Annotated in this window: 10 protein-coding genes, 1 pseudogene and 1 riboswitch; all 11 genes and pseudogenes read right to left on the bottom strand. The window is 26.6% G+C overall.

Annotation, left to right across the window (positions count from 1 at the left end; translation table 11 throughout):
* Nucleotides 1-233: 233 nt before the first annotated feature.
* Nucleotides 234-815, bottom strand: a complete 582-nt coding sequence (locus RYM86_RS17895) for a hypothetical protein (protein ID WP_315082178.1) — start codon at nucleotides 813-815, stop codon at nucleotides 234-236.
* A gap of 193 nt (nucleotides 816-1,008) precedes the next feature.
* Nucleotides 1,009-2,502, bottom strand: a complete 1,494-nt coding sequence (locus RYM86_RS17890) for a YiiG family protein (protein ID WP_315082177.1) — start codon at nucleotides 2,500-2,502, stop codon at nucleotides 1,009-1,011.
* A 140-nt stretch (nucleotides 2,503-2,642) separates the two neighbouring features.
* Nucleotides 2,643-2,867 (bottom strand): hypothetical protein, encoded by a 225-nt coding sequence (locus RYM86_RS17885; protein ID WP_315082176.1) that lies wholly within the window; start codon nucleotides 2,865-2,867, stop codon nucleotides 2,643-2,645.
* Nucleotides 2,868-3,023: 156 nt separating this feature from the next.
* The gene (locus tag RYM86_RS17880) at nucleotides 3,024-3,521 is read right to left on the bottom strand and encodes a hypothetical protein (RefSeq protein WP_315082175.1); all 498 of its coding nucleotides are present in this window, start codon (nucleotides 3,519-3,521) and stop codon (nucleotides 3,024-3,026) included.
* Nucleotides 3,522-3,555: 34 nt separating this feature from the next.
* The gene (locus tag RYM86_RS17875; protein WP_315082174.1) at nucleotides 3,556-4,047 is read right to left on the bottom strand and encodes a GNAT family N-acetyltransferase; all 492 of its coding nucleotides are present in this window, start codon (nucleotides 4,045-4,047) and stop codon (nucleotides 3,556-3,558) included.
* A gap of 285 nt (nucleotides 4,048-4,332) precedes the next feature.
* A complete protein-coding gene (locus RYM86_RS17870; RefSeq protein WP_315082173.1) occupies nucleotides 4,333-5,778 on the bottom strand; it encodes a triacylglycerol lipase in 1,446 nt (481 codons plus the stop codon).
* Nucleotides 5,779-5,817: 39 nt separating this feature from the next.
* A pseudogene (locus RYM86_RS18560) lies at nucleotides 5,818-5,919 on the bottom strand (DNA-binding protein); the annotation flags it as partial.
* 221 nt (nucleotides 5,920-6,140) lie between these two features.
* Nucleotides 6,141-7,448: a Na+/H+ antiporter NhaC family protein gene (locus tag RYM86_RS17865; RefSeq protein ID WP_315082172.1), complete on the bottom strand. Its 1,308-nt coding sequence runs from the start codon at nucleotides 7,446-7,448 to the stop codon at nucleotides 6,141-6,143.
* A gap of 189 nt (nucleotides 7,449-7,637) precedes the next feature.
* A riboswitch (SAM riboswitch) is annotated at nucleotides 7,638-7,771 on the bottom strand.
* Between the two features lie 71 nt (nucleotides 7,772-7,842).
* Nucleotides 7,843-9,642, bottom strand: a complete 1,800-nt coding sequence (locus RYM86_RS17860; RefSeq protein ID WP_315082170.1) for a heme NO-binding domain-containing protein — start codon at nucleotides 9,640-9,642, stop codon at nucleotides 7,843-7,845.
* A 376-nt stretch (nucleotides 9,643-10,018) separates the two neighbouring features.
* A complete protein-coding gene (locus RYM86_RS17855; RefSeq protein WP_315082168.1) occupies nucleotides 10,019-12,211 on the bottom strand; it encodes a sensor histidine kinase in 2,193 nt (730 codons plus the stop codon).
* On the bottom strand, nucleotides 12,195-12,902 hold the full coding sequence (locus RYM86_RS17850) for a response regulator transcription factor (RefSeq protein WP_315082166.1): 708 nt from the start codon (nucleotides 12,900-12,902) through the stop codon (nucleotides 12,195-12,197). Before RYM86_RS17850 ends, RYM86_RS17855 begins: the two co-directional genes overlap by 17 nt.
* Nucleotides 12,903-13,440: the final 538 nt, after the last annotated feature.

The raw sequence follows: 13,440 nt of genomic DNA, 5'->3' as shown, positions 1-13,440 counted from the left end.
CCCCCATTACGGACTTTCACCGATTAGTACGTGCCCATGCTGGGCACACAATAAATGGACCTCGGAGGTCATTCCGAGGTCACAAGCTTTACACATTCATCAGGATTATCAAAATTTACATAATCATTTTTATACCAAAAGACTAACAAAAGATGAATATTTCTATTGATACATACCTATGTTTTGTACCTTTTGATCATCAAATTCAAAATCATAGCCATTTTTCCCATAATTTAAATAGTTCTAACAACTCTTGCCTTTGGTCTTTTCACAACCCTTTTAAGTGCACCAACAAAACAAAATAAACTAATTACTCCAATAATCATAAAACATTTATTTATTCCAAGTGCCTCAACAATTTCCATTGGTATTAGCAAAACAACTGGTATTCGTACTGTACTCATACCCATAATTTGCGCTGCATAAACAATACCATATGCTCCTCCTATAAATAACAAAATTATTGCTACAGTATACAAGAATATATTTAACGGTGTCCTTATAGCATTATAGAAACCAATCTCTTCTGTTCTATCATTAAATTTGTCTACTGCTGAACTGTTTAAGACTACATTTATAAATTTTTCTCCGTCACCAGTATTTTTAAATTTAAATTCTTTCTTTATAACTTTTCCACCATCATTAAATCGAACGAGAACCCAATCATCTTTAAGTTCCTTTTCCATTGAAGTTATACTTGATAATTCAAACTTTATGATTTTTTCTTTTTTGTCCTTTAACTTGCAATAATTAATTTCCCCATTGTAAATATTGCAATAGCCATCATATAGAGGCCATTTTTCTTCTTCCCCCACTTTTTTTCCCTCTTTCTTTTAATTCATTGTTTAATATTGTATATACATTAATATTTTAACACAAATTCATTTTTTCGAACATCATCGGTATTTTTATACTGTTTATCTAATAGCCAGCTATGAGATAAACAGACTTCCTTGCTTGACGCAAAATATACACTGCATCTTTGGTCTATTATTTTCTTTCATGTGACTAATTTTTAAAACTTTGAATACTGTTATAGTCTGAAACCATCCTATCAATATAAAAATAAAGACGTTCCTTGATATCTTTATTATCGTCTGGAGCTACGAGACCTGGTGCTGCGTCTAACTTTCCAGCATCAAAAGTTTTATTATTTACCATATTAACAATATTATTTGAAAAACTATGATACGCCTGTACAAATTCACCAAAAGTTTCTGTATGACATGTACCACCTTTTATATCTTGCTTTTGGAACTCTGAATATGCTTTATTATAATCATCCAGAAGCTTCTTATATTCCTCCAAATTCATATTAAATAAATTTTTATTAGTAATGTTATTATTGATAAAATATTTATAAATTTCTTCAGATTTTATTAATATATTTAAAGTATGGTAAGAATCCATATCTCCATTTTCCTTATATTTTTTCAATCCCTTACTCATATGCTCTATGGACATACTTTCAAACCTATTACTAAAATTAATATATATTCCATCATACTCGTTTACATATGTATAAAGCTCTTTATGTAGTTCTTCTTTTGTTTTATCAGTTTTCTTTCCATATTGTTCTTCTCCACCATAAGCACAATAGATTTCTCCAATTAAATTGTAAACTTTTTCTGTAGCATCTGCCAATTTAATTATATCTTCATCAATCTCCATTTTAGGATCTGAGTTTGCAGCCTTTCTTACTTTTTCTAAAACCTCATATTTTTGTTTTAAAATAGGTGCCATATCAACTTGATTTGGATTATATTTATGCTTTACTGTTTCACTATTACCTTTACTCTTAAAATATAAATCAATAGAATAATTATAGCAATCAACAATGTCATTATTAAACTTTACATAGCATTGATATTTTTTTTCATATTGATAATCAGAATTTTTGTTATCACTACTGCTTACTATACTAGCCTCAGAATTTTTATTATTGCTTGTACTATTACTTCCATTTTTGTTATCGCCATTTTGAAATAGGGCAACAGCTACAGCTACTAGAAGAAAAGCAAAAAAATAAAATGTTAATAGTCTTTTTTTATTTTTTTCAAATTTAATTTTTTTATCTGATTCTTCTATTTTAGCATCATCTAGGTTTCTATAAACTATATCACTTTTGTGCAATTGTCTATAATTTGAATGATTATCTAAAAACCATTGTTTTAGCTCAGGTTTCTTATAAACCAAGTCTTCTGCTTCTTCACAGGTTAACTGTAATTTTTTCTCACGCTCTTTTAAAGCTATTTTCCCTGCAATAGTATTAATCACAAAACCAATTATAAACATAACAATACTTACAATAATAAAATAGATAACAGCTGAATATAAATTAGATGTTCCAGCTTTATTTCCCTCTACTATTGACTTAACTAATTCTATAATAAAAATTATAGGTATTATTTTTCCACTTGCATTAAATATTCCCCCTATGATTGAAATTACTGTAGCAACTCTACTTTCTTTATAAGACTTATACCAAAATTTAATATACATTATTTTCCCCCTAAATTTGCCCATAATCCTTTTCTACCACTTCCATCAAAAGAATCAAGTCCGTATCTTTATGTGCACGATGACCTAGTTCATGTGCAGCTATATCAATAAATATGCAAGGTACTCTGCTAAAGCCCTCGCTAAACGCAGCAACTATTATTATTATAACCACATGAAACTTTAATTGTCTCAAGTTTATTTTGATGCCCTAGCTCTAAAAACTCATCCATCTTATTCTTATAACAACTAATCTCCTCTGAAGACTCTTCGTATATCTCAATAAGCTCAATTGAATCCATATTCTTAATCATATTTTTTAAAAATAAACATCGTTTCTTCTTATTAATTAATTCTTTTCTATTCATATAATCCTCAATATAGTATATATTTTTTATAACAATAGTAACTATAGTATCATAATTACTATTAATATGTTTTAATAACTAGGTTAAAATCAGTCTCATATTAAAAACAAAATACTTATTGTCCTTTTACAAGATATAATGCCTATTTTAGTTAACTTAATTTACTTTGTAACGTATATACGCAGAAATAACATCACCAACATCTTCAACAATTAGAGAACTTTTATCTTCAAGCATAAAAATAATCCCTGTAACATTAGTTGTATCACCAATTATATTTATTTCACGTATTATCTTTTCTTTTACATTTGAGACTTTTTCATACTCTTTCCATTCCAAGTCTTCTTTCCAATTAAGACCTTCAATAGTTTCCTTATACTCTTCTTTATTAAACCAAACTGGCTTTTCATTAATATCAATGTCATTCCAACCTAATGACATATCTTTTTCACATTTTACATTTATAGTTAGATATCCTAAATCAGATTGTATAATCATAGGGCATTCTTCAAACCATTCATTGTAATCATTATCCCATACTCCATATACCTTTATTATTTTTTGATTAGCTAATAAAGATAAAGTTTCTCCCCAAATTTCTAGTAGTTTATTTTTACTTGAAAAATACCTATATGGATGATGTGTTAAGTTCATCTTGTACAACCCTATTAATCATATATATCATCCTTTAATATTTATTTAAGCAATAATAAACTTTATCATTATTTTCCATAACAAATTCAAAACCACATTTTAAAATTACTCGTTTTGATTGAATATTACCTACAAAATGAGTACAGATGATAGAATTTACTTTTTCTTCATCAAATTCATAGTTAAGAACTAGTTTAATTGCTTCTGGCATTAATCCTTTTCCCCAATATTCTTGAGATAAAACAAATCCTATTTCTTTTGAATTTATATATGTTTCTTCCGAAGGATTATGCAATTCAATCCATCCAATTGCTTTATTACATTCTTTTAATTCAATCGCCCATAGTGACTTTAATGAATCTATAATAAATTGATTTAGAATGTTTAATGTTTCTTTTTTAGTTTTTCTTACATTAAATCCTGCAAGCTTTGCCACTTTTTTATCAGATGTAAATTCATGCAAATCATCTAAATCGTTAATTTTCCAAGGTCTTAAAATTAATCTATTGCTCTCTAAATTTTTCATATCCAAATATTCCTCTTAATTATATTTATTTTTTTAAATAAGAAACTTTTTATTTTTACAATATATTACTATTATATCGTAATATATTTCTATAAATGATTTAAACTTATAATTTAGGAATAGGGCTTGTTTTAGACACATATGAAGGTATTGATGTCTACTATAGTGGTAGTGCATATCTTCATTCCCCCTAACATTTATATTTGAAAAATCACATATAATATCTATTATTTATATTTTAACCTCTGCCTTTCTATTCTTATGTTCAATTATTTTTTGCTAAATTTAAAACCCTTTATTCTTAAGATCTGATACTATCTCTACATATTTTTCTATTACATCGAATCCTTTGTAGTCATCTCGTCTTAAATCTATAATATCTCCATGTGAAATTCCACGCCTATACTTACTTTTTAATACCCCTTTAAATTCACCCCATTTGGCTGAATCTATTGACACTAATCCATCATTTTCACCTTCAGTTAACTTTACTAAAATATAAGGAATCACCACTACATAATCACTAAATATATTTCTTACTACACTTGCATAACTTTGATAATAAACCTTGTCCACATCTTTTACTTCTTCATTAAATTTTTTACTGTAATAAGTTGAAAATTGTTTACTTGCTGTATAAAAATCTGGATTTTTATCACCTAACATTCTATAATATTTATCAAATGATCTTGCAATAAATTTATAAATTCTATCTGGTATTTTACAAGCTATATCAACAAATTTGCATCCTCTATGTGGTGATGAAATCATTGTTAATGATGCAACATAATCTTCCATTCCTAATTTACTAACCATATAACGTGCATCTAGTCCACCTTTTGAGTGTGCAATAATATTTACTTTTTCAACTCCTGTTTCATTTATAATTTGAAGAATTTTATTTTTAATATCTTGTGCATTATATACAATCGTTCCCCATGCTTCTTGATTTCCATAATGAACTGTTGCACCATTACGAATTAATTCTTTTGGTATTCTTCCCCAGTAATTAATGTACTTTAAATCTCTAAATCCAACTCCATGAACTAATACAAGTGGATATCTAGTTTTACATATATTTGAATCAACACGTGCATCATTCCTTATTACTTTATAGCATTCATGGTCATACTCAACTCTTGCAACATGACAAGCATAAAGCATTGTAAAAATATTTATGATTGGAATCCAAATCCAAAAAGCTATTATAAGTCGTCTTACTATATTTAATCTTCTTGAAGTACATAAAATTCTTAAAATACCATTTGCGATTAGTAAAATAATACTTAGTCCAGTAATAATACTATCTATTATAAAAATATTATTAGGAACAAACTCTTTAAATGTTGTTTTGTATATAGTTATGTATAGTATACTTTGTATGATTATAAGATATAATCCATAAAGTATAAGACTACGTCCACCTATCATTATTTTTAATCTAATATTTACTATTTCCTTTTTTATATTCACAACTATATTTAATTTCATCCAAATATAAAAAATTATAATAACTATTTCAATTAAAATTAACCATTTATATATACTATTTTTTTGTCCAACTTTAGTTTGAGTATTAAAAAAATACCACATCAAAACAATATGTGGAGCAAAAATTAAATATATACTAATAAAATTCCTACTTAATAAAAACATTTTTTTATTTATATCTATATACATAGCACCAATTAATATAATTGTTATAATAAAAGTTATCGTTAATCCTGTCATTATTAAAATCCACCCTTATTTAAAATTCCTAAAATATACTTAATCATTAGTTAATTCTTTATTTAATGAATCAATATATTCTTTAGCTTCAATTACCCCGTCTCCAGTAGCAATTCTATAAATTTTAATTGCTTCAATCTTTTTACCTTCTAGAAGTAGTTTTTTTAATCAATTCATAACATACTCCTTTCCTTAAAATATATTAATATACTACTACTGAAAATTATAATTCTTAATTTTTAGTTTAAATACATTATAAGTTAATTATAGCATATTATTACTAAGCTTACTTTTGAATTAAAGTAAAATAAGCAGATGATAATCATCTGCTTATTTTCATAAGTTACTAATTTTTAATTTGTCTAAGCTGCTTTTTTAGCTCTTAATTTTTGCATCTTATCGCTATGATATATGAATATTGATATTAGCGCACATATTCCCATTAAATAAGGATATAATAGATATTTCATTATAGCAAAAGGTGATATTGCCGCTAATCCAGCTGCTGAAATTAATTGAGCTCCATATGGAATTATTCCTTGAAAAACACAAGAAAACATATCCATTATTCCTGCAACTCTTTTAGGTTCTAAATCAAATTCATCTGAAATATTTTTAGCTATTGGACCTACAGTAACTATTGCTATAGTATTATTAGCAGTACACACATCTACTAAACTTACTAAAGTTGCTATTCCAAGTTCTGCATTTCTTTTATTCTTAAACTTCTTTAAACCTTTATTTAGTATGTACTCTATTCCACCATTTTCTTTAATTAAAGCTATGGTTCCTGCTATTAATAAAGATATAATTATTAATTCACTCATTCCAGATATTCCAGTAGATATTGAACTGCATAAGCCGATAACATCAAAGCTACCATAAGCAAAACCAATAACTGCTGCAATGATTATTCCACCAAATAAAATTACTACAACATTTAGTCCCATTAATGCTGATGCTATTACCGCAATATAGGGAATAATTTTAGCTAAACTATATTGTAATTCCTCTAAACCTGTTGCAGTTGCATTTCTTGTTAATACACCAAATATTATTGCAGTTATTATTGCTGCTGGAAGTACTATCTTAAAATTCATTTTAAACTTATCTCTCATTTCACAGCCTTGTGTTCTTGTTGCTGCTATAGTCGTATCAGAAATTATTGATAGATTATCTCCAAACATAGCTCCACTAACAACTGCACCAACTGCTATCGCAGCTGCTACTCCTGTTTTATCAGCTATTCCAACTGCAATTGGTACTAATGCAACTATTGTTCCCATTGAAGTACCAACAGAAATAGCTATAAAACATGCAATTAAAAATAAACCTACAGTTAATAAATTGCTTGGTAAAATTGATAATCCTAAATTTACAGTGGAATCTACTGCTCCCATATCATTAGCAACTTGAGCAAATGCTCCTGCTAATATAAATATTAATATCATTAAAATTACATTATTATCTCCTGATCCTTTACAAAATATCGCTAATTTTTCATTTAAACTTTTTTTCCTATTCATAGCTAGAGCTGTTACTGATGCTGCTGAAAATGGAATTATTACTGATACAGCATACATATCACCAGCTAATACAGATATCCCTACATACATCACCAGAAATACTAATAGTGGTAATAACGATTTTATACTTGTTTGTTTCTTCATAAAATGTTTCCTCCTTATGTCATTTCAAACTTTTGATAAAAGAAATCCTTAGGCAATTGATGGAGATATAAATTTTTTAATAAATTTTTATTTACAAATTATAATTCAAATTATTCTTTTGTTAAAGAATTAAAAAATAAAAGCTTCACCCAATAGTGAAGCTTTAAATATTCTCATACTATATTAGACTTCTTATCTAACGGGATTTGGCACCACACTTTTAAAATCAACATTGCAAATTGCTTTTATAGCATTCAGTTCAACTCCTAAAAGTAGGTTGCTGGGCTTCATAGGGCCAGTCCCTCCACCACTCTTGATAAGTATTCTTTTTTTCAATTGTTATTTTAACAATATAATAAGTATATGTCAATATTAAATATCAATAAAAGTATAATTAAATTTTATATTTTTCTAAGTCATTTTTAAAAGTTTCAGTGATTCCTTTAAAATCATGTATATTATAGATAAGTTTCTTAATTTCATTAGTATAATTTATTACATTAGCACTTACTTCTTCTGAAGATGCTGAATTTTCTTGGGCAATAGCTGTTAATGATTCTATGCTATCATAAACATTAGATATAGAATGTGCTTCAGCATTTAATTTATTTATAGTTTCTATCATAGATGTAGCTACACTTTGCACAGATTTATTTGCTTCAAAGCTTATATTTCTAACAACACCTAAACTATCTGTTTGATTTTCTAACAAATCATATTGTATTTCTATATCTCCTACTAAAGCTTTTATTTCTTCTACAAATTGTTTTAAATTTGAATTTATTTCTTTTACTGCATCTTTTGATTGTTCAGCTAGTTTTCTTATTGATTCAGCTACAACAGCAAACCCTTTGCCTTGCTCTCCAGCTCTAGCTGCCTCAATAGATGCATTCAATGCAAGTAAATTAGTTTGTTCAGATATTCCAGATACTATAGAAACTATGCTCGTTATATCTTTTGCCTTACTCTCAAGATGTGTGCCTTTATCTTTAACTTTATTAAATGTTTCTAAAGACTTTAAAATATTTTTACTAGTATTATCTACATTTTGATAACTATTATTTATTTTTTCCATAGCATCTTCAAGTTGTGATTTATTGGTATTTTCACTTTCTACTATAACCTTTAATGCTTGAATATTTCCATTAAGTGCCTGTACCGTATTATCTATATTTTGTGCTTGCATAACAGCACCATTTGCAACCTGTTCAACAACACCACTTATTTCATTAGAAGTATGATCCATTGAATCAGAAATTTTATTTATGTTTTCTACGAAAGTATTCATTTCATCTGTAATGCCTTTAAATCCAACAAAATCTGTTTGTATAACTTTTTTATGATTTTTGAGCAAAACATATATATCTTCAAAAAAATCATTTGTTGTAACTTGTCCATCAATATTATATTGATTATTTAAAATTCTATTAAGTTCTTTCTTTATCAAATTAACAGGAGACATCATTAAAGAAATGCCACAAAACGCTCCAATACCCGATACAATACTTCCAATAAATGCTTTGATTATATTATCCATACCTAACATAGGTATCATAACTATTGCGGATATTAAGAATGTGAATATTCCTGCTTTTACTGCAAAACTTTTAATAAACCCTAAAGAAAGTAAATTATTAAAGAAATACTTTTTATTATAATATATATCTGTGTCAAAAGTAAGCTTTACCTTTAATTCAGTATTTGTTCTCGATAACTCTTCTTTATCTACTTTTTCATTAAAATAATCGCACGCGCCTTCTAACATACCAAGAAAATAATCAAACATGCCTCTAGGCGAATTGTAACTAAATATAGCCTCTCTATTTGATATAGGTTCAATTAAAACTAAAGGTGGCTTTGCCCCAGCAAACTTTTTAGTCATTACTACATGAACATCAAACATAGATTTTAGAAATGAATATAAATTATCATGTCTAAAAAATGCTGGATAATCCTTACTAAAAGATTTTATATTATCTTCTCCTATTTTTCTCCATAGCATACCAACTTCTATATTTTGTTCATTTGCTATATATGACATTATTTTTTTTACTTCTTGATCATCAATATTTTCAATAGGCGAAAATATTTTACCACTTCCCCATCCAACGTAATCCATTGCTTTATCAACGGTTAAGTCTCCAAATAGCTTCCTATTTGTTCTCATCCAAGTTGCTACAACTGTTCCTTTCATAAATACATGCCTCCCAATTCATTTCCGAAGTAAGAATTATTATTTGTTTAAGATGTAAATTAATTATACCTCTTAATTATAGAATAATATAGGTTTACTAGTAAATTAATCCTAATAAAATTACTAATATTTTATAGTTAATTTCACTTTTTGTTGTGTGTATTAAGATTAATAATGTTTTAATTATTTTTATTGTGTTGTGTTTTATTTTTCAAGGTATGTTGCATTAACGTTTATTATATTTTTGTAATATTCCTAAAAACTTTGAAACAGATTCTCTAAAAAATACGATAATCTAAATGAAAAAGAATCTATAAAAACAGATTGCTTTTATAGATTCTTTTTCATTCTTAATATATCCTTATTTAATTAAAGTTTATCTCTTAAATTTTATTATGACTTTAAAAAGATCTCCATCCACTTCAATATTAAAACTTCCACCTTGAAGCTCTACAAAGCTTTTAGAAATTGCAAGACCTAAACCTGATCCTTCAGTATTACGTGATGAATCTCCCCTAGCAAATCTTTCAACTATCTCATTTGGATTAAAGTCGATTTCTACTGCTGACATGTTCTTCAATAGTATTTCTATACAATCTTCTTCTTCTAAAATGTCTATATACACTCTTGAATTTTTCATTGCATATTTAGCTATATTATTTATTAAATTTTCAAAGATTCTAAATGTTTTTTGACTGTCTAAATTTAAGATAATTTTATTTTCTGGAAAATTATTTTTTAATATTAAACCAGAATTACTAATCTTATCACTTAATTCTATTTGTGTTTGTCTCATAAGTTCAACTATATCAACGTTAACTAAATTTAATTGAACATTCCCGCTTGTTGCTTTGCTTACTTCAAATAAATCTTCAATTAAAAATTTTAATCTTTGTGATTTTTTATCTATTGTATCTATATATGATTTACGATCTTCTTCATTAATATTTTCATCTTTTAATAAATCAACATAAGTTATTATCGATGTAAGTGGTGTTTTTAAGTCATGTGATACATTTGAAATAAGTTCTGTTTTCATTTTTTGACTTTTAACCTCTTCATCAACTGCTTTTTTAAATCCTTGTTGTATCTTCTTAAGTTCATCCTTAAAACTATTAAAAAGTCCTAAATCTTCATTTATTTCTACATCTAAATTTCCTTTTGCAATATCATTTGTAGCATTAAGCAGTATTCTATATTTGCCTTTAATATCATCAGAATACTTTCTTAGTATTATAAATAAAGCTATTGTATATAAAAGTGCTGCCATGATTCCGAAAAACCATATACTGCAAATAACCACAAGCGCTGCAAAATTTATAGCTAATATTTTAATAATAAATTTATTAGATTTACCAGTTAAATCAACGTTTGACATATAATCAATTAGATTGTTTACCCATTTTTTTGATAATCTGAATATTTTAGCGATAAGTAAATTTTCTTTAAAGTATTTAACAAATCCAGTCTTAAATATATGCTTTAAGAACATAGCTCCACTTAATATTGCAAAAGTTATTACACTCCATAAAACCGTATTTATAATTATCCTTAGCATCCAATCTGTTTCTTGTGTTATTCCGAATCCAACAAATCCATTTCCGAACGTTCCTTGTAGAGTCTTTAATATTGCTGCACATGATGATATACCACACATCATCGCTGCACATCCAAATATAAATACAAGAACTTCAAATGGAACTTTAAATATATACTTAATTCCAAGTACTTCTTTTCCAGTTTTATAAGGAATCAATAATGATACTATTAATATAGTTGATAATATTATCAGTACTGTTGACACTATTACATCATTATTTATATTTACGCTAGATCTTTCTATCATTGAGCTTATACTATCATTGTATTTTAATTCTTTGGGAATAGCATAAACAAATGTAGTATCTTTTATTTTATTTAATTTAACATTATCATCATAAACATGAAGTGAATTTTCAAAATCAAAATTTATAAGATTATTTCGTACATTAAATTCATCTGCACCATAAACAGTATTTGCTTTAATATTTCCTTCTTCATCAAATTGCAAGACCATGTAAAATCCATAAGTATCTTGTAATTTTTCTAGTTCTTCTGTATTATTTTCTAATAATAATGCTTGTAATGAGTTTTCACTATTAGTTTTTGTCACATCTCCATTTTTATTGCTAACTAAATATTCAAGATTTTTTAAATTTCTTGATAAATTTCTTTCCCAACTTCCTAGTTGAGAATTAACTTGTTTATTAATACCCTTAATATAATTTTTTCTTCCAGAATTATAGTTATTTTCAGACTCATCTATAAATTCTCCTATTTCATATATATATATTTCTGAAAAGTCTAAACTCTTATCTTGTTCTTTCTCTAAAAGATTTTTATACAAAACATAACTACTATCATAAATTTCTTTTAACATATTATACTCTTCATATGGTGATGAAGGTTCTGTCTTTTGCGATATCTTTCCTATTGTAGGATAAAAGCTTATTATTCCAATTGATGTCATAACTAATATTAAAATTGCTATTATATTTATAATATACGGACTTTTATTTATATTTTTCAATTTTATATCCAACTCCCCACACAACCTTCAAATACTTTGGATTTTTCGGGTCAATTTCTATTTTTTCTCTTATATTTCTTACATGTACCATAACGGTATCTGTATTTACTGCATTTTCATTCCATACTTTTTCATATATCTCCTCTGCTGAAAACACTCTACCTGGATTTTTAATTAACAAATGTAATATTTTAAATTCTATCGGTGTTAATTTTACTGGCTCCTCATCTACAAATACTTCTTTAGTTTCTGCATTTAATTCTAAACCATCTATTATAAAATTATTATTTTTCTCTTCTAAATCATTTATAACATTTAAATATTTAGAATATCTTCTAAGTTGAGAATTAACTCTTGCTAGAAGTTCCATAGGATTAAATGGTTTAGTAATATAATCATCTGCTCCAATATTAAGGCCCATTATCTTATCCATTTCTTCTGATTTAGCAGATAACATTATAACAGGGAAATCAAATTTTTGTCTAAGTTTCATAGTCATTTGAATTCCATCCATTTTAGGCATCATTATATCTACTATAGCTAAATGTAGTGTTTGATTTTTTATTACATCTAAGCCTTCAATTCCATTATGAGCTTTAAAAACATTGTATCCTTGGTTATTTAAATATATTGCAATTGCATCACATATTTCTTTTTCATCTTCAACTATTAAAACATTATATAATTTCATAACATTAATCCTCACCTTTACAGACCAAAATCGCCAAGGCGATTTTAGAGCCGTCGATTTTTTTAGCCATGCACCCTTTCCAAACGCAGTTCAGGAATAATGGTGCGGCAATATGATTAATTTTTATTCTTTAGGGATACTCATTATACTTTTAAAACATGGTATTCTAGAAGTTATCTTCAAATTTAAGATTTTTATAATTGGTCTAAAGAATAAAAATCATTGCAATTATATAATAACATAAGATATACAATTAGCTTTTATCTTTTTGATTTTAGTCATTCATAAGCACACCTCTCTTTCAACTTATAACTAGATTATATATTTAATAAATAAAGAGAAGCTTCTGTAAAAACTAAAGATTTTCTAAAGAAACATAAAAAAATGTTTGAAAAAATAAAATATGTTTTAAGACTATGTTGATATTGTAGTATAAAGCTCGTGGACTGACACTAAAATATCAACACCTATTTAGAACATAGCATAAAATCGAGTAGGAGCTAAATAATTATTTTATTTAGCGTCCTCTCACACCACC

The organism is uncultured Clostridium sp. (assembly GCF_963527835.1).
In the GTDB taxonomy this organism is placed as follows: domain Bacteria; phylum Bacillota; class Clostridia; order Clostridiales; family Clostridiaceae; genus Clostridium.
This window is presented reverse-complemented; position numbering and strand designations above follow the sequence as displayed.